The sequence below is a fragment of the Pseudoxanthomonas mexicana genome (genome assembly GCF_014397415.1).
Taxonomy (GTDB): Bacteria; Pseudomonadota; Gammaproteobacteria; order Xanthomonadales; family Xanthomonadaceae; genus Pseudoxanthomonas_A; species Pseudoxanthomonas_A mexicana.
In genome coordinates this window covers 2,354,900-2,372,693 of sequence record NZ_CP060731.1, presented here as the reverse complement: position 1 = coordinate 2,372,693, position 17,794 = coordinate 2,354,900, and the positions used below count along the sequence as shown (strand labels likewise).

18 protein-coding genes are annotated in these 17,794 nt (G+C 68.4%); 8 read left to right on the top strand and 10 right to left on the bottom strand.

Annotated elements, in window-relative coordinates:
- Positions 1-97: 97 nt before the first annotated feature.
- Entirely contained in the window at positions 98-1,102 is a 1,005-nt protein-coding gene (locus IAE60_RS11140; RefSeq protein WP_187572292.1) for an N-acetylornithine carbamoyltransferase, read from the bottom strand.
- A gap of 273 nt (positions 1,103-1,375) precedes the next feature.
- Positions 1,376-1,876 carry a hypothetical protein gene (locus IAE60_RS11135; RefSeq protein ID WP_187572291.1) on the bottom strand — a complete coding sequence of 167 codons (501 nt, stop codon included), beginning with the start codon at positions 1,874-1,876 and terminating at the stop codon, positions 1,376-1,378.
- 142 nt (positions 1,877-2,018) lie between these two features.
- Here IAE60_RS11135 and cysS point away from each other — a divergent pair, with 142 nt between their 5' ends.
- The 3 genes from cysS to IAE60_RS11120 are packed head-to-tail and all read left to right on the top strand — an operon-like array spanning position 2,019 to position 5,150.
- A complete protein-coding gene (cysS, locus tag IAE60_RS11130; protein WP_187572290.1) occupies positions 2,019-3,470 on the top strand; it encodes a cysteine--tRNA ligase in 1,452 nt (483 codons plus the stop codon).
- A gap of 4 nt (positions 3,471-3,474) precedes the next feature.
- Positions 3,475-3,912: a SufE family protein gene (locus tag IAE60_RS11125; RefSeq protein WP_187572289.1), complete on the top strand. Its 438-nt coding sequence runs from the start codon at positions 3,475-3,477 to the stop codon at positions 3,910-3,912.
- Positions 3,909-5,150, top strand: a complete 1,242-nt coding sequence (locus IAE60_RS11120) for an MFS transporter (protein WP_187572288.1) — start codon at positions 3,909-3,911, stop codon at positions 5,148-5,150. Before IAE60_RS11125 ends, IAE60_RS11120 begins: the two co-directional genes overlap by 4 nt.
- A 70-nt stretch (positions 5,151-5,220) precedes the next feature.
- Here the strand turns inward: IAE60_RS11120 and dksA are convergent, their stop codons facing one another.
- Positions 5,221-6,324: an RNA polymerase-binding protein DksA gene (gene dksA, locus IAE60_RS11115; protein ID WP_187572287.1), complete on the bottom strand. Its 1,104-nt coding sequence runs from the start codon at positions 6,322-6,324 to the stop codon at positions 5,221-5,223.
- A 95-nt stretch (positions 6,325-6,419) separates the two neighbouring features.
- Between dksA and yidD the strand changes: the two genes are divergently transcribed.
- The 3 genes from yidD to IAE60_RS11100 all read left to right on the top strand — a co-directional run bounded on the left by yidD (position 6,420) and on the right by IAE60_RS11100 (position 8,874).
- Positions 6,420-6,677, top strand: coding sequence for a membrane protein insertion efficiency factor YidD (yidD, locus tag IAE60_RS11110; RefSeq protein WP_162108947.1), 258 nt, complete (start codon positions 6,420-6,422; stop codon positions 6,675-6,677).
- Complete coding sequence (locus tag IAE60_RS11105; protein ID WP_187572286.1) at positions 6,677-8,023, top strand: dihydroorotase; 1,347 nt, start codon at positions 6,677-6,679, stop codon at positions 8,021-8,023. The genes yidD and IAE60_RS11105 overlap by 1 nt, the downstream gene beginning before the upstream one ends.
- Before the next feature lie 68 nt (positions 8,024-8,091).
- On the top strand, positions 8,092-8,874 hold the full coding sequence (locus IAE60_RS11100) for a M23 family metallopeptidase (RefSeq protein WP_244966726.1): 783 nt from the start codon (positions 8,092-8,094) through the stop codon (positions 8,872-8,874).
- Between the two features lie 94 nt (positions 8,875-8,968).
- Here IAE60_RS11100 and folE2 read toward each other — a convergent pair whose 3' ends face one another.
- The 7 genes from folE2 to efp all read right to left on the bottom strand — a co-directional run bounded on the left by folE2 (position 8,969) and on the right by efp (position 14,414).
- Positions 8,969-9,907, bottom strand: coding sequence for a GTP cyclohydrolase FolE2 (folE2, locus tag IAE60_RS11095; protein ID WP_244966555.1), 939 nt, complete (start codon positions 9,905-9,907; stop codon positions 8,969-8,971).
- 107 nt (positions 9,908-10,014) lie between these two features.
- Complete coding sequence (locus tag IAE60_RS18960) at positions 10,015-10,722, bottom strand: isoprenoid biosynthesis enzyme family protein (RefSeq protein ID WP_338052556.1); 708 nt, start codon at positions 10,720-10,722, stop codon at positions 10,015-10,017.
- Between the two features lie 106 nt (positions 10,723-10,828).
- Positions 10,829-11,524: a phosphoglycolate phosphatase gene (locus IAE60_RS11085; protein ID WP_187572285.1), complete on the bottom strand. Its 696-nt coding sequence runs from the start codon at positions 11,522-11,524 to the stop codon at positions 10,829-10,831.
- Positions 11,521-12,240 (bottom strand): bifunctional 2-polyprenyl-6-hydroxyphenol methylase/3-demethylubiquinol 3-O-methyltransferase UbiG, encoded by a 720-nt coding sequence (ubiG, locus tag IAE60_RS11080; RefSeq protein WP_187572284.1) that lies wholly within the window; start codon positions 12,238-12,240, stop codon positions 11,521-11,523. Before ubiG ends, IAE60_RS11085 begins: the two co-directional genes overlap by 4 nt.
- 46 nt (positions 12,241-12,286) lie before the next feature.
- Positions 12,287-13,627, bottom strand: a complete 1,341-nt coding sequence (locus IAE60_RS11075; RefSeq protein WP_187572283.1) for a TRZ/ATZ family hydrolase — start codon at positions 13,625-13,627, stop codon at positions 12,287-12,289.
- A gap of 11 nt (positions 13,628-13,638) precedes the next feature.
- On the bottom strand, positions 13,639-13,848 hold the full coding sequence (locus tag IAE60_RS11070; protein WP_185895857.1) for a hypothetical protein: 210 nt from the start codon (positions 13,846-13,848) through the stop codon (positions 13,639-13,641).
- Positions 13,848-14,414, bottom strand: coding sequence for an elongation factor P (gene efp, locus IAE60_RS11065; RefSeq protein ID WP_162108939.1), 567 nt, complete (start codon positions 14,412-14,414; stop codon positions 13,848-13,850). Before efp ends, IAE60_RS11070 begins: the two co-directional genes overlap by 1 nt.
- A 102-nt stretch (positions 14,415-14,516) precedes the next feature.
- Between efp and epmB the strand changes: the two genes are divergently transcribed.
- Positions 14,517-15,536, top strand: a complete 1,020-nt coding sequence (gene epmB / locus IAE60_RS11060) for an EF-P beta-lysylation protein EpmB (RefSeq protein WP_187572282.1) — start codon at positions 14,517-14,519, stop codon at positions 15,534-15,536.
- A 97-nt stretch (positions 15,537-15,633) separates the two neighbouring features.
- Positions 15,634-17,709 (top strand): EAL domain-containing protein, encoded by a 2,076-nt coding sequence (locus IAE60_RS11055; protein WP_187572281.1) that lies wholly within the window; start codon positions 15,634-15,636, stop codon positions 17,707-17,709.
- The last annotated feature ends 85 nt before the right edge of the window (positions 17,710-17,794 follow it).

The following is a 17,794-nucleotide window of genomic DNA, read 5'->3' as shown; positions in this document are numbered from 1 at the left end:
GGGAGGAGTGCGTGGAGAGGAGTGAGGAGTGAGTAGAAGCGGGGTCGCGGGGGGAGCGGCGGGCGAGCGCTTTCGCTCACTCCTCACTCCTCTCCGCTCACTGCTGCATCAGGGCGGCCATGATGGCCTTCTGCACATGCAGGCGGTTCTCGGCTTCGTCGATGGCGATGCACTGCGGCGAATCCATCACGTCATCGGTGGCCTTCACGTTGCGGCGCAGCGGCAGGCAATGGCTGAAGACGCCGTTGTTGGTCAGAGCCATCTTCGCCTCGTCGACGATGAAGTGCTTGTACTGGTCGCGGATGGGCTTCTCCGGCTCCCAGTTCCCGAAGAACGGCAGCGCACCCCAGCTCTTTGCGTAGACCACGTCGGCACCGCGATACGCGCTTTCGATGTCGTGGCTGACACGCAGCGAACCGCCACTCTCGGCCAAGTTCTGCTCGGCCCAGCCCATGTAGCGCTCATCCAGCACATAGTCCGGCGTGGGGCACAGCAGGGTCACGTCCATACCCAGCCGCGTGGCGATGGTCAGCGCGGAGTTGGCCACGGCGGTGTTCAGCGGCTTGGGGTGGTAGGTCCAGGTGAGCACGTACTTCTTGCCGCGCAAGTCTGACGTGCCGAAGTGCTCCTGCAGCGCCAGCGCATGCGCCAGCTCCTGGCAGGGATGGGTGATGGTCTCCATGTTGATCACCGGCACGGGCGAGTACTTGGCGAAGGACTTCAGCACGATGTCCTGACGGTCGTAAGCCCAGTCGATGAACTTCGGGAACGCGCGTACGCCGATCAGGTCCACGTAACGGCCCAGCACCTTCGCGACCTCGGCGATGTGCTCCTCGGTGTCGCCATCCATCACCGTGCCCAGGTTGAACTCGATGGGCCATGCGTCCTTGCCCGGCTGCAGCACCACGGCGTGACCACCCAGCTGGAAGGCGCCCAGTTCGAAGCTGGTACGGGTACGCATGGACGGATTGAAGAACACCAGCGCGATGGACCGGCCCTTCAGTGCGTCGCCCAGCTTGTGCTGCTTGTAGAGAGCAGCCTGGGTCAGCAGCGCGTCGAGGTCGCTGCGGCTCCAGTCCTGCGTGTTCAAGAAGTGCTTCATGACGGCATCCTGGTGTCGGGAATGTGGCAAAACGGGCTTCAGAAACGAAAAAACCCAGCCTCTGGCTGGGTTCCGGCGAACAGGCGAAAACGTCCGGGCTACCCAGCTAGATGCAGGATTCCGGTCGACGCGCACGCGACGTCATGCCCGAGGCCTGTCGGGCCGCGCTGTCGGCATGGGCGTGTGCGTTCATCTTCATGGGCGCGAATGCTCGCATGTGCTGCGGCGCAGCGCAAGGACGGATTCGGTTGCGTGTGCAACCGTGCTCGAAAATCAGGGCCCGCTGGCCGTCGGCTGGGCCGGCGCCACGTAGGGCACCACAGAGATGCGGATGCGCAGGCGGTTGCCCGGGTCTTCCGCCAGGCGTGAGCGGTACTTCACGCCCTTGTAGATGTAGTCCACGTCGTAGGCGATGGGTCGCTGGAATTCGCGTTCGACCGGCACCACCCTGCAATTGACCTTCACCGTGGGTGTGGGCGGCGCCACCGGGGGCGCATCCGCCTCGTCCTCACCGCCGAACCAGCCCCGCACGGAGCTGACCACCTTGTTCCAGCGACTTTCTTCCTGCGCAGGCCGTTCCGGCTTGGGCGCAGGCACCTCGTCGCAGCGCTGCTCGGTGCGGGTGGCCCGAAGGGTCTGGTACACCGGCTCGACGCTCAACACCTGCGCGTAGTCCAGGCGGACGTTTTCGGCAGGCACCACCCGCTCCTGCGCCACGACGGGCGCGGCGAGCAGCAGGCAGGACAGGGCGAAGGCGGAGCGGAGGCGGTGCATGTGGCCTGAAAGTGGTATCCCGGTGTCACAGTGTAGGGACCGCGCCTTGAGTGGGGCTGAACATCGGCGTCGCCAGCCCGCACCGACCCCTGGCTTCGACGCAGAAGGTAGAATCGACCGGCTTTCCCCCTGCCCCGCCTCCATGACCCTGCGCCTGCACAACAACCTCACCCGTCGGGTCGAGGATTTCGAACCGCTCGGCCCCGTTCCCACGATGTACGTGTGCGGGCCCACCGTCTACAACTACGTCCATATCGGCAATGCCCGCGGGCCGGTGGTGTTCGGCGTACTGGCCGCGCTGCTGCGCCGGCGCTACGGCGGCCTGCGCTACGCACGCAACATCACCGATGTGGACGACAAGATCAACGCCGCCGCCCGGGAACTGGGCGTGCCGATCTCGGCCATCACGGGCCGCTACGCCGCCGCCTATCGCGAGGACATGGCCGGGCTGGGCGTGACCGGCGAGTTCGCGCCCGACATCGAACCCGCCGCCACCGACCATATCGCCCACATCATCGCGATGATCGAGCGGCTGATCGCCGGCGGCCACGCCTATGCCGCCGAAGGTCACGTGCTGTTCTCGGTGGCAAGCTTCCCGGACTACGGCAAGCTCTCGCGCCGTGATCCCGACGAGATGCTGGCCGGCGCCCGCGTCGACGTGGCCCCTTACAAACGCGACCCGGGCGACTTCGTGCTGTGGAAGCCCTCCACGCCGGACCTGCCGGGCTGGGACTCGCCCTGGGGCGTCGGCCGTCCCGGCTGGCACATCGAATGCTCGGCGATGGCCGCCGCCCACCTGGGCGAGACCATCGACATCCATGCCGGTGGCGTGGACCTGCAGTTCCCGCACCACGAGAACGAAGTGGCGCAGAGCGAATGCGCGCACAAGCACGCCGACGGCTCGCACAAGACGTTCGCGCGCTTCTGGGTGCACAACGGCATGCTCAACTTCGGCGGCGCCAAGATGAGCAAGTCGCTGGGCAACATCGAGAAGGTCCACGACCTGTTGCAGCAGCACCCGCCGGAAGCGCTGCGCTACGCGCTGCTCTCTGCCCATTACCGGCAGCCGCTGGACTGGTCCGAAGCGCTGGTGGAACAGTCGAAGAACACGCTGGACCGGCTTTATGGGACGTTGCGTGATCTTGGCGATGTGGACGCAACGCCTGCGACACCCCCGGTCATCGAGGATGCGCTGGACGACGACCTCAACACGCCGCAGGCGCTGGCCGAAGTCGCACGCATCGCCGCCGAGGCGCGCAAAGCCTCCACCGATGCGGACAGGCAGCGCCTGAAGGGCGAGCTCCTCGCTGCCGGCCGCGTGCTGGGCCTGCTCCAGCAGGATCCCGCCGCATGGTTCGGTCGCGGCGCGTCCAGCGACGACGACGCCCGCATCCAGGCGCTGATCGACGAACGAGCAGCGGCGAAGAAGTCCCGCGACTTCGCCCGTTCCGATGCCATCCGCGACCAGCTGGCGGCCGAGGGCATCCTGCTGGAAGACACGCCGCAGGGCGTGCGCTGGAAGCGGGCGTGGATGCCTTCTTTTCCTTCTCCCGCCGGGGGAAAAGAAGCTCTGAACGCCGGACCTGACCGATAACACCATGACCGACACCGTCTTCCCGCTCGAACCCACCGCCGCCGACGCGCAAGCGGCCATCAAGGACGAGTTCGCCTTCTTCGGCGACTGGTCCGAACGCTACCAGTACCTGATCGACCTGGGCCGCAAGCTGCCGCCGTTCCCTGAGGAATGGAAGCGCGAGGAGCACCGCCTGCTCGGTTGCCAGTCGATGGTCTGGATCGTGCCCGAGGGCGATGCGGCGCGACTGGACTTTCATGCCATCAGCGACTCGGCGATCGTGTCGGGGCTGATCTTCCTGGCGCTGCGCGTCTATTCGGGCCGCTCCGCCGCAGAGATCCTGGACACCACGCCCGACTACATCGCCGACATCGGCCTGGCCAAGCATCTCTCGCCCACCCGCAGCAACGGCCTGGCCTCGCTGCTGGCCTTCATCCGCGAGACGGCCATCAACGCGAAGTGAGCGAAGCCGGGTCCCGCTCCGCCTTCTCGCTGCTGCGCAACCGCGGCTACGCGGCGGTGCTGGCGTACCGCATCTGTGCACTGCTGTCGTACCAGATCGTCGCCGTCACGGTCGGCTGGCACATCTATGAACTGACCCGCGATCCGTTCTCGCTGGGCCTGGTCGGGCTGGCCGAGGTCCTGCCGTTCTTCTGCGTGGCACCCTTCGCCGGTTATCTGGTCGACCACCTGCCACGACGGCGGACCGGCATGATCGCCTGCGGCGCGCTGGCGACCACGGCGGTGATCCTGGTGGCGGTGGCGGCCGGCCGGCTGCCGTTCGACGGCACATGGCCGATCTACGCCGCCATCGCACTGACCGGCATGGCGCGCTCATTCCTCAGCCCGGTCTACAACGCCCTGTTCGCGAAGGTGTTGCCGCGCGAGGACTTCGTGCGCGCTGCGGGCCTGGGCAGCGTGATCTTCCAGGCCGCGCTGGTCACCGGCCCCGCCCTGGGTGGCGTGCTGGTGGGATTCGGCGGCAAGACCCTCTCGTACGCGATGGCGGTGGTGTTCGCACTGCTCGCGGGCATCGTGCTGGCCCGGCTGCGCGTGGAGGAGCCCGGACCGCCTGCGGTCAGCCTGCCCGTCTTCGCCAGCATCGCGCAGGGCGCGCGCTTCGTGTGGAACAACCAGATCATGCTGGGTGCGATGGCGCTGGACATGTTTTCGGTGCTGCTGGGCGGCGTGGTGGCGATGCTGCCGGCGTTCATCCACGACATCCTGCACCACGGCCCCGAGGGCCTGGGCATCCTGCGTGCGATGCCGGCGGCGGGTTCGGTGTGCGTGGGCCTGTGGCTGGCACGCCATCCGCTGCAGCAGCACGCCGGCCGCGTGCTGCTGTTCGCGGTGGCGGGTTTCGGACTGGCCGTCATCGCGTTCGGCCTGTCGCGCAGCTTCTGGCTGTCGGCGGCCATCCTGCTGTTCTACGGCATGTGCGACGGTGTGTCGGTGGTGGTGCGTTCGACCATCCTGCAGCTGTCCACGCCCGACGAGATGCGCGGCCGGGTGTCGTCGATCAACGGCATCTTCGTCAGTTCGTCGAACGAACTGGGCGCGTTCTACGCGGGCACGATGGCCAGGCTGCTGGGACTGGTGCCCGCGGTGATCCTCGGCGGCTTCGCCATCCTCTCCGTCGCCGGCATCACGGCATGGAAGGCACCCCGGCTGCGGCGGCTGGACCTGCGCGAACTGCAGTAGGCCAAGATCGTCCGGGCCGGAAAAGAAAAACCCCGCCAAGGCGGGGTTCTCCATGCGCTGGATGCAGGACTCAGTCGCCCTGCTGCTTCTGCAGATGCTCCCAGCGCTCCTGGGCGTCGATGGTGCGCTCGGCGGTCAGGCGCGCCTCCAGGCGATCCAGGCCGATCTCTTCGCCGGTGTCGACGCAGTAGCCGTAATCGCCGCCTTCGAGGCGCTTGAGCGTGCTGTCGATCTTGCCGATCAGCTTGCGGTAGCGGTCGCGGGTGCGCAGTTCCAGCGAGTTCTCGGTCTCGCGGGTCGCACGCTCGGCTTCATCGCCGATATCGCGGACTTCGTCCTTGAGGTTCTCGATGGTCTGCTTGGATTCCTCCACCAGGTCGGCGCGCCACTGCAGCAGGCGCTGACGGAAGTACTCGAGCTGCAAGGGGCTCATGTACTCCTCTTCGGGAGAGGGCTTGTAGCCGGTCGGCACGATGGGACGGCCGGTGGCTTCATCGGTCTTGTAGGGCACTTCTTTCACCTTGCCGCGCACGACCGGCGCCGCAGGCCGGGCGGCCACGGCGACCGCGACCTTGCCGATCGGGCGGGTGGCGGCGGGACGGGGACTCACGGGGGCTTCGGCGGTGGACGTGGCTTTGGCGGTCTTGGTATTCGGTTTCGGGACTGGCACAGGCTTCGGGGGGGACGGAACCTTGGCGGCGGGCGCCGGGGCCTGGACTGCCGCCTTGGGGGCGGGCGCAGGCACGGGAGTCTTGGTCGCAGCCGCGGTGGGGGCGGACTTTGCCGGAGCCGGCTTGGCGGCAGGCTTCGGTGCGGGCTTGGCAGGAGCGGGTTTCGTGGCCTTGGCCGGTGCCTTCACCGGAGCAGCCTTGGCGGCGGTCGCCTTGGGCGCCGGCGCGGGCTTCTTGGCGACGGCAGGCTTGGCCGGCTTGGCAACCGCCTTCTTGGCGGGTGCGGCCTTCTTCACCGCCGGCTTGGCGACCGGCTTCTTGGCCGGTACCGCCTTCTTGGCGACGGCCTTCTTGGCAGCAGGCTTGGGCGCCGCCTTCTTGGCCGCCGGCTTTGCAGCCGGTTTCTTGGCGGCAACCTTCTTCGCGGCAGGCTTCTTGGCGACGGCCTGAACGGGCTTCTTGGCGGCCTTGGCGGCCTTCTTCGCAGGTTTCTTCGCAGCCACGAACAACGCTTCCTTGTTCTTCCCGAGCATCGGGAAAGCGCGCTTTTATAGCCTACCCGGCGGGCAGCGGCAACCCGACGCGGTATCATCGGAACATGCTCGCCCGTCTGCTCATCCTGCTGTTGAAGGGCTACAAGCGCTTCATAAGCCCGCTGCTGGGGCCGCGCTGCCGGTTCGTGCCTTCGTGCTCGGAGTACGCGATGGAGGCAATCGGACGGTTCGGACCGTTCAGGGGCGGCTGGCTGGCCCTTCGCCGGATCGGCCGCTGCCATCCCCTGCACCCCGGCGGGCACGACCCGGTCCCTGCCCGCGACGGCGCCTCCCCCACCCACTCCTGTTCAGGACACCACTGATGCCCGCCACCGTCATCGTCAATGCCCGCCTGGTCAACGAAGGTCGCGTCACCGAAGGCGACCTGCGCATCGAGAACGGACGCATCGCCCGCATCGCAGCCGAAATCCGGCCCCAGGGCGACGATACGGTGATCGATGCCGCCGGACGCTGGCTGCTGCCGGGGATGATCGACGACCAGGTGCACTTCCGCGAGCCGGGCATGCCGCACAAGGGCGACATGGCCACCGAATCCGCCGCGGCGGTCGCCGGCGGCCTGACCACGTTCATGGACATGCCCAACACCAGCCCGCCGACGCTGGACGCGGCCGCGCTGGAAGACAAGTACCAGCGCGCGAAGGGACGCGCCTGGGGCAACTACGGCTTCTACCTGGGCGCCAGCAACGACAACCTGGAGGCGATCCGCACGCTCGACCCGAAGACCGCGCCGGGCATCAAGGTGTTCATGGGCGCGTCCACCGGCAACATGCTGGTCGACAATCCCGACACACTGGACGCGATCTTCCGCGAAGCGCCCACGCCGATCATCACCCACTGCGAAGACACGCCGACCATCGACGCCAACCTGGCGGCATTCCAGGCCAAGTACGGCGATGCGCTGAGTGCCGAGCACCACCCCGACATCCGCAGCCGCGAGGCCTGCATCACGTCCACCCGTCTGGCGATGTCGCTGGCGCGCAGGCACGGCACCCGTCTGCACGTGCTGCACATCTCCACGGCCGACGAACTGGCGCTGTTCACGCCGGGCCCGCTGGTGCAGCCCGATGGCAAGTGCAAGCAGATCACCGCCGAGACCTGCATCCATTTCCTGCGCTTCGACCGTGCCGACTACGCCGCGCTGGGCAACCTGATCAAGTGCAATCCCGCCATCAAGGATGCCGGCGATCGCGAAGCGCTGATCAAGGCGCTGGTGGACGACGTGGTCGATGTGCTGGCCACCGACCATGCCCCGCACACGCTGGAAGAGAAGGAAAAGCCCTACGTTCAGGCGCCCTCGGGCTTGCCGCTGGTGCAGTACGCCCTGGTGGCCGCCCTGGAACTGGTGCACGAAGGCCGCATGGACGTCGCCCGCGTGGTGCAGAAGTTCGCCCATGCCCCGGCGCAGCTGTTCGACGTGAAGGATCGCGGCTACCTGCGCGAAGGCTATTTCGCCGACCTGGTGCTGATCGACGACGAGCCGTTCACGGTGAAGCGCGAGGACGTGCTGTCCAAGGTCGGCTGGTCGCCGTTCGAGGGCCGCACGTTCCGTTCGCGGATCGGCGCCACCTGGGTCAATGGCCGCATGGTCTGGAATGGCCAGCATCTGGTCGGCACACCCAACGGCCAGCGCCTGGAGTTCGCGCGTTGAAGTTGATCGTCGCGGCGCTGTTCGCCGCTGTCTGTGCCGGCTGGGTACCGCTCGTCGTTGCGCAGGACGTGGGGCCGGCAGCCCCGGTTCCACAGGAAGAGCGTGTCGTGTTTCCCGCCAGCGTGCCGCAGGGCGCGCTGGTGTTCGGCAAGGTGCCACCGGGCAGCCAGGTGCGCTACCGCGAACGCTTGTTGCGCGCCACGGGCTACGGCACCGTCGCGTTCGGCGTGGGCCGCGATGAGACCGGCCCGCTGAAGGTCGATGTCACCCTGCCCTCGGGCCGCGTGGAACCCGTCAGCATCGCAGTGACGCCGCGCGACTGGCCGGTCGAACATGTCAACGGCGTGCCACCGAAGACCGTCAATCCACCGCCGGAGATCGCCGCGCGCATCCAGCGCGAGCAGGCGCTCGTCACCGCCGCGCGCGAGCGCGACGATGAGCGCACCGACTTCGCGCTTCCTTTCCAGTGGCCGGTGCAGGGGCGCATCAGCGGCCGCTTCGGCAATGCGCGCGTCTACAACGGCCAGCCCGGCGCGGGCCACTCGGGCATGGACATCGCGGCACCGGACGGGACACCGGTGAGAGCGCCGGCCGGTGGCGTGGTGACGTTCGCGTCGCCCGACCTCTATCTGACCGGTGGCACCGTGCTGCTGGACCATGGCCATGGCGTCAGTTCCAATTTCCTGCACCTGTCACGCATCGACGTGAAGGTGGGCGACCGGATCGAACCGGGACAGGTCATCGGAGCCGTGGGCGCCACCGGGCGTGCGACGGGACCGCATCTGCACTGGGGAATGAACTGGTTCGATACGCGTATCGATCCGCTGCTGGTACTCGAACGCGGGAAGTAACCCACCCTGCCGTTGTGGGAGCGACGTAAGTCGCGAAGCTTTGCTTTGAGGGCGATCGCGACTCACGTCGCTCCCACATCCGGCAACCGAGGCCTCAATCGTTGCTGCCGCTGACCCGGGCCACCGCATCGTGCGGATGCAGGCTCTCGTAGTGCGCCACCGTGGCGTCGTAACGGGCGATGTGCGGATCGTTCGCCAGTACCGAGGCCACGCGGCGCGCGGCGTCTTCGCAGAACATCAGGTTTTCCGCGTTGAGGCGGGCGAAGGCCTGTTCGTCCACCCGCTTCACCGCGGTCTGCACTGGCGTGCCCAGCGCGGCTTCGATGGCGTCCACGAGCGTCACCAACGGCAACTCGTCGAACTGCGGCCGCAACTCCACACGCACACTGGCCCGGCTGCGCTGCGCATGCGGCGTGGCAGCCAGGCCGCGCTCGGACGCGAGCCAGTCGTGCACCACGTTGACCGACAGCGGACGTGCCGCTGCAAAATCCTCGGCGAAGCGCTCGGCGTTGGCCTGGCGCGACAGCGCGGCCGAGGCCGGACAGGTGCTGGAATATTCGACGGCGAACGACAGCGCCAGCAGGAGATGACCGTCGGCCAGTGCGGCCTCGATCTCGACCGGGTAGCGCTTCCAGCCGGCGTAATCGCTTTCCAGCGCCTTCCGCTGCAGCAGCGCCTCGTAGCGGATACGCAGCCGGGCCTGCGTGGCCAGCCCGGCCTGCGAGTCCACGCTGGTCTGCAGCAGGTGGCGCAGGCCGGCAGGCGTGATGGACTCGCGCGCCAGACCGTCCTGCAGTTCCAGGTAGAGACGCGACATGTGGATGCCGCGCGCATCGGCATGGGCCAGGTTCACCGACAGGTCGATGCTGGCGGCCACCTGCAGCTGCCCACCCTGCCCGTCCGGCAGGCGGACCGGCAACGCGATGTTCTCCATGCCCACCCAGTCCAGGGGGCGCGCCAGCGGCACGCGCTGGTGGGCGACATCGGGAAGATCGGCGCGGGGCGCCGCGGGGAGCGAGGGAGCCATCGTCATGCACGGGGGAGTGGATGCCGCGCATTGTACCCCCTGCCCCCGAATCGCTCGATGAAACAGTCCGTTACAGCATGCTTCCGAACCTATCGGCGCGATAAGCGGGCCCTTCAGCCGCCGCGCGCGGCGCGCCAGCCGGTGAACAGCAGAGAGGCCCGCGACGGCAGCGGCGCAGGTTCGCCCCGGCGCGCGAAACGGAGAAGGCGGCCATGCATATATGCGGACAGCAGGCGACGCTCGCGCGCGCCGTCGCGCGGGGGCCAGGCTTCGAGCAACGCGGTGGCCCAGGCCCTGAGCTGGCCCGCTTCATCCGCGCCTTGCCGCAGGTTCACCGGCACGGCCACGCCGCCGACCTCCATCAAGCGGGCAGACAGCATCTCCGCGACGATGGCCTGCGAGGCGGGCATGTGACCCAGCACCCCGCTCTCCACGACAGCAACCGCTTCGCCATAACGCGACAACGCGGCGAAGCCCGCCTCGCGATCCCGCGGTACCGTGCGAGCTTCTGCAAGCGTGGGCAACGCGTCGGCAAGCCGCGCCCAGTCGGCGCGCACCGGTTCGAGGCGACGGCCGAGCGGATGACGCGAACGTTGCGAGGCCCAGCCGCGCAGTTCCTCGCCCCACCAGGCCAGCTTGGCGTCCGCCGGCAGCGGGTCGCCGGCGATGTTCAGCACGTCCTCGAACTCCTGCAACAGCGCGAACCATGCCACCACGATGTCGCGTCGCTCCGGCACGACGAAGATCTCGCCCACCGACCACTCGGGCCAGCGTGCACGCCATTTGTCGAGGAAGCTGTCGAGGGCGGCGGAATCGGACATGCAGTGGAACCCTGTAGGAGGAGTACCGGCATGCCGGTACTGGCAAGTCGCGACCGGGATGCGGGTGCGCGCAGGCAGCGGAGGACTGCGATCGTGCGGTCGCGACTTACGTCGCTCCCACGAGACTCCGGGCCGAAGGCCATGCCGACGGATCGATGAGCGCAGCGGGCACTCCCACCATCACGTCGGCCAACCACAGCGCCGGCTCCTCATGCGCCTGGCGATAGCCCCACAGCGCTGCGACCGACGGCATGCCGGCGGCACGGGCGGACTGGATGTCACGCTCGTCGTCGCCTACGTAGACGCAGTCGGCGATGGCGATGGCGATGCGTTCGGCGGCGACCTGCAGCGGCAACGGGTGCGGCTTCTTTTCGGCCAGCGTGTCGCCGCCGATCAGTACCGCACAACGCGTATCCCAGCCGAACTGGGGCAGGATAGCGCGCGCGAGGTATTCGGGCTTGTTGGTCACGATGCCCCAGGTGCTGCCCGCCGCTTCGAGCGCGGCCAGCATCGCGGCCACGCCGTCGAACAGCACGCTGTGCCGTCCCAGCTCTTCCCGGTAGATCGCCAGGAATTCGGGCACCAGCGCTTCGCGGGGACCCTGTTCCATCTCCGGAAACGCCGCGGCCAGCATGGCACGCGCCCCTTTGGAGACATGCGGCCGCAACAGGTCCAGCGTCATCGGCGCTATGCCCCGCGAGGCGCGCATCCTGTTGGCGGTGGCCAGCATGTCCGGCGCGCTGTCCAGCAGCGTGCCGTCCAGGTCGAACAGGGCGGCACGCGGGAACCCCGCCGACGTCACGGCTTCACCGCGCAGGCCAGGTAGTTCACGTCGGTGCGCGTACTCAGCCGTGCGCGCTGCCGCCACGGCTCGTAGGCCAGGCCGGACACGTCCTGCAGTTGCAGCCCTGCATCGCGCAGCCACGAGGCCAGTTCCGACGGACGGATGAATTCCTTGTAGTGATGCGTGCCCTTCGGTAGCAGGCGGGCGACGTATTCCGCGCCGACGATCGCTAGGGCGAACGCCGCCGGCGTGCGGTTGAGCGTGGACAGGAACAGCTGCCCGCCCGGCTTCAGCAGTGCATGGCAGGCGCGGATGATGGACGTTGGATCGGGCACGTGCTCCAGCATTTCCATGCAGGTGATCACGTCGAAGCTGCCGGGCCGCTCCTCGGCCAGCGATTCCACCGAGCGCAGTTGGTAGTCCACCTGCACACCGGATTCCAGCCGGTGCAGTCGCGCCACCTTCACCAGTTCCGGCGCCAGGTCGATCGCGGTGACCTGAGCACCCTCGCTTGCAAGGGCTTCGCTCAGCAATCCGCCGCCACAGCCAACGTCGAGCGCGGTCGCGCCGGCAAGACGTGCCCGGTCGCGCACATACTGCAGGCGGACCGGATTCAGCGCGTGCAGCGCCTTCTGGGGACCATCGGGGTCCCACCAGCGGTTGGCCAATGCGCCGAACTTGTCGAGTTCGGCCTGGCTGAAATTGTCGTCGCGGGGCGCAGTCGAGGTGGTCATGCCGTCATTGTAAGACGATGCCGGCCATGACGCCGTCACGCATGGCTCAGGAAAGACGGATGCCGGCGATCCGCTCGCGCCACTGGCGCGCGTTGGACAGGACGCCTTCGATGTCGATATCCACCAGCATGCGCTGCCGCAGCCGGGCCCGGCCTGCGATCCAGACGTCGCTGACCTGCTGGCGCCCGGTGGCGTAGATGAGCTGGGACACCACGTGATGCAGCGGCTGGGTTTCCAGCGCGGACAGGTCCACGCACACCAGGTCGGCCTCCTTGCCCGGCTCGATGGAGCCGACGCGGTCGTCGAAGCCGATCGCCTTCGCCCCGCCCAGGGTGGCCGCGCGCAGCGCGCTGAACGCATCCAGTGCCGCGGCATCCTGCGCCACCGCCTTGGCCAGCAGGGCCGCGGTGCGGGTTTCGCTGAACATGTCCAGATCGTTGTTGCTGGCGCAGCCGTCGGTGCCGATGGCCAGGTTCACACCCGCCCGTTCCAGCGCGCAGGCCGGGCAGAAGCCGGAGGCGAGCTTGAGGTTGGATTCCGGGCAATGCACCACGCTGACGCCACGCTCGGCGCACAGATGGATCTCGGCCTCGGTCAGCTGGGTCATGTGGATGGCGATCAGCCGCTCGTTGACCAGCCCCAGCCGGTCCAGCCTGGCGATCGGACGCTGGCCGTGCTTTTCCAGCGACTGCTCGACTTCCTGCGCGGTCTCGTGCAGGTGCAGGTGCACGGGAATGTCCAGCTGGTCGGCCAGCATGCGCACGCGTTCGAAGTTCGCATCGTTGACGGTGTACGGCGCATGCGGGGCGAACGCGGTCGCGATCAGGGCGTCGTCGCGCCACTGGTCGTGCACCTCGTCGGCCTTGTCGAAGTACTCGTCGTCCGACGCCGCCCACGCGGTGGGGAAGTCGATCACCGGCAGGCCCACGCGCGCGCGGAAGCCGTGGCGCTTGTAGGTGGCCGCCTGCACGTCGGGGAAGAAGTAGTTCTCGTTGACGCAGGTGGTGCCGCCACGGAGCATCTCGGCGATCGCCAGGGTGATGCCGTCGGCGACGAAGTCCGGGCCGATCACGGCCGCCTCTATCGGCCAGATGTGCTGCTGCAGCCAGACCTTCAGCGGCAGGTCGTCGGCGACGCCGCGCAGCAGCGTCATCGGATTGTGCGTATGCGCGTTCACCAGGCCCGGGATCAGCGCCGCATCCGGGCGCGACACCGTCTCGCGCGGCGCGAAGCGCAAGCGCGCCTCCGGCACCGGCAGGACCGCCACGATGCGGCCGCCGGTCACGGCGACCGCATGGTGTTCCAGCACCACCCCGTGCGGGACGACCGGCACCACGAAACCGGCTTCGATCAACAGGTCGCAGGCTTCGGGGATGCGGTCGCTCATGGGGCCTCGGCTCAGAATCCCAGCGTGTAGGTCAGCCCGATGGCACCGGCGCCGAACAGCAGCCAGCACAGCAGCATCAGGGCCAGGGCGCGCCCGTAGCCCAGCCGCGGCACGCTGGGGAACAGCCGCGGCAGGGTCGCATTCCAGCACAGCATCACGCCCAGGCCGGCGAGCAGCACGCCCACCGCCCAGACGCCCAGATACAGCGCAAGATGCTCCATCACTTCACGCGGCTGACGTAGTCGCCCGAGCGCGTGTCGACCTTGATGATCTCGTCCTGGCCGACGAACAGCGGCACGCGCACGACCGCGCCGGTTTCCAGCGTGGCCGGCTTGCCGCCGGTACCGGCGGTGTCGCCCTTCACGCCCGGATCGGTCTCTACGATCTTCAGTTCGACGAAGTTCGGCGGGGTCACCTGGATCGGGGTGCCGTTGTACAGCGTGACCACGCACTGCTCCTCGCCCTTGAGCCACTTCTCGGCGCCGGCCATGCCGGCCTTGTCGGCCTGCACCTGCTCGAATGTTTCCTGCTGCATGAAGTGCCAGTACTCGCCGTCGGAATACAGGTACTGCATGTCGGTGTCCACCACGTCCGCCGCCTCGACCGAGTCGGTGCTCTTCATGGTGATTTCCTGCACGCGGCCGGTGCGGATCTGGCGGTACTTCACGCGCGTGAACGCCTGGCCCTTGCCCGGCTTCACGTACTCGGTGTCGGTGATGACGGAAGGCTCGTTGTTGACGAGGATCTTCATCCCGTTCTTGACATCGTTCATGCCGTAACTGGCCATGGATAAACTCCTTGGGGTGAGACAAACCCGCCGCGGGACACGGCCGGCCGGATAGAATGGGGAACCCGCCGGACCCGGCGGGTGCTTGTTTTCAGACCCGACATGATAACCGCAGCCTCCGAACCCCGACAGCCTGCCGCGCTGGTGCCCGTCCGCTGGCAGCAGGCCCTGCGGGAGGCCGTGCGCGATCCGCGCGAACTGCTGGACCTGCTGGGGCTGGACGGCCTGGCCCCGCGCCTGTCGGACGAAGCGATGGCCCAGTTCCCGCTGCGGGTGCCGCGTGGCTTCGTGGCCCGCATGCGCCGCGGCGACCCGCGCGATCCGCTGCTGCGCCAGGTCCTGCCCCTGGACGACGAGATGCGCCCCATGCCGGGCTTCGACCTGGACGCGGTGGGCGACGGCGCGGCGAAAACCGCGCCCGGCGTCATCCAGAAGTACCGCGGCCGTGCCCTGCTGGTGGCTACGGGCAGTTGCGCGATCCACTGCCGGTACTGCTTCCGTCGCCACTTCCCCTATGCGGAGGAAACCGCGGCCCGCGACGGCTGGCGCGAGGCTGTCGACCTCATCCGCCAGGACGCCTCGATCGAAGAGGTGCTGCTTTCCGGTGGCGATCCGCTGTCGCTGTCCAACGGCAAGCTGGCCGAACTGACCAGCGCGCTGGCGGATATTCCCCACCTGCGCCGCCTGCGCATCCACAGCCGCCTGCCCATCGTGGTGCCCGAGCGCGTCGATGACGGCCTGATGGGCTGGCTTTCGACCCTGCCCTGGCCGGTGACCCTCGTGGTCCATGCCAACCACGCCAACGAGTTCGACGGCACCGTCGACGCGGCGCTCGGGCGCCTGCGCGCGGCCGGCGTGCACCTGCTCAACCAGGCCGTGCTGCTGCGTGGCGTGAACGACAGCGTGGACGCCTTGGCCGCACTGAGCGAACGCGGCTTCGCGGCCGGCGTGCTGCCCTACTACCTGCACCAGCTCGACCGGGTCGCCGGCGTGGCCCACTTCGAAGTGGACGACGCGCATGCACGCGCGCTCCACGCCGGCTTGGCCGCCCGGCTGTCCGGCTACCTCGTGCCCCGACTGGTGCGCGAGATCCCCGGCGACACCGGCAAGCGTCCGCTCTAGGCCGCAGGCTGCGACGCGCCGCCGCATCTGCGACGCGTGCATTGGACGCTTCGCGCCCCTTCGTGTATTAAACCCGCACCCCCGGCGGACCCGCTGCATGCAGATCGGCAAAGACACCACCCTTCGATTGACCCTCGTGGACGACAGCGCCGAAGACGCCGAGGCCATCGTGTCCACCCTGCGCAACGGCGGCATCGCCGTGCGCCCCCTGCGGCCGCTCGACGCCGGCGAACTGGGACAGATGGTGGCGTCCCAGCCCATGGACCTGCTGCTGGCCTCCCGCACCGCCAAGGGCATCCCGCTGGCCACGGTACTGGCACAGGTGGACGGGAGCGGCAAGGACATCCCCGTCATCGTGCTGGCCGATGCCATCACCGAGACCGACCTGCTGGCCGACCAGGCGGCCGGCGCACGCGCGGTCGCCCTGCGCGGGCGGCCGGACCACGTGCTGACCGTACTGCGGCGGGAGTGGGCCGACCTGGACGCGCGCCGTTCGCAGCGCCGCCTGGAAGGCCAGATGCGCGAGACCGAGCGCCGGTGCGACGCACTGATCTCGTCATCGCGCGACCCGATCGCCTACATCCACGAAGGCATGCACATCCGGGCCAACGATGCCTACCTGGAGATGTTCGGCTTCGAGTCGTTCGAGGATGTGGAAGGCCTGTCGCTGCTGGACCTGGTGGGTCCGCAGTACGTCAGCGACTTCAAGGCCCTGCTGAAGAAGCTCAGCAAGGGCGAACCGCCGCCGCCGCGCTTCGAGCTGGAAGCGCGCAGCCTGGACGGCGACAGTTTCCCGGCCACGCTGGAATTCGCCACCGCCACCTACGAGGGCGAGCCCTGCGTGCAGGTGGTGTTCCGCCGCCGCGAGGAGTTCGATCCCGAACTGGCCCGCGAGGTGGAGGATCTGCGCCAGCGCGACATGGTCACCGGCCTGCTCAACCGCCCCACCTTCCTGCGCGAGCTGGAGACGGCGGTGGCCGCGGTGGCCCGCGGCGAAGACCAGTACGGCCTGCTGCTGGTCGAACCCGACCACTACCAGCGCCTGCTGGCCGACATTGGCATCGATTCGGCCGACGACCTGGCCGCCGCGCTGGCGGCGCGCCTGTCCGAAAAGCTGGACGACAGCTGCATCGCGGCCCGCTTCGGCGAGCGCACGTTCGCCGTTCTGCTGCGCGGCAACCACGCCCATACCGCCGCCCTGGCCGAGAAGCTCCGCGCGGCCTATGCCTCGCACGTGTTCAATGTGGGCGAACGCTCGGCCTCGGTGACCGCCAGCCTGGGCGGCGTGCAGATCGGCGAGAAGATCGCCAGCGTCGGCCCCGTGCTGACGCGCGCGACGGACTGCCTGCAGGCCGCCACCAACCTGGGCGGCAACCGCTTCGAGATCTTCGACCCGGGCGCCGTGGACCGCGCCGAGGAAGAGCGCGTGCAGAACTGGATCCAGCGGCTGCGCGAAGCGCTGCAGGACGACAGCTTCCGCCTGCATTACCAGCCCGTGGTCAGCCTGCAGGCCGAGCCCGGCGAGGTCTACGAGGCGCTGCTGCGCCTGGAGTCCAACGGCGAGATCGTGCAGCCGCAGTCCTTCATCGGCATCGCCGAGGACAACGGCCTGCTCGATGCCATCGACCGCTGGGTGGTGAACCGCGCCATCGAGGTCCTGGCCGAACGCAAGCGCAACGGCCACGACACGCGCATGGTGGTCAAGGTCAGCCCGGCGTCCTTCGCCGACAACCGCCTGCTCGACCTCATCGCCCGGCAGCTGGCCGCGCACGACGTGCCCGGCGACCGCCTGTGGCTGCAGACGCCGGAGGCCAAGGTGTTCACCCACCTGCGCCAGGCGCAGGCCTTCCAGACCGCCGCGGCCAAGCTGGGCTGCCACGTGGGCCTGGAGCATTTCGGCGCGGGCCTGGATTCGTTCCAGTTGCTGTCGCACTTCCAGCCCACCTTCCTCAAGATCGACCGCGTCTTCAGCGAGGACCTGGGCCGCAATGCCGAACACCAGCAGAAGATCCGCGAGATCGCAGAGCGCGCGCAGGCCCTGGGCATCCTGACCGTGGCCGAGCATGTGCAGGATGCGGCGACGATGGCCTTCCTGTTCACCGCTAATGTGGATTACGTGGAAGGCAACTTCCTGGCGGCGCCGGGACCGCTGATGAACTACGACTTTAGCTGAGCACGCTCTCGCGCTTGCAGGAGCGGGCCACGCCCGCGATGCTCTCCGTCGTTGGTCCAAAAAAGCATCGCGGGCATGGCCCGCT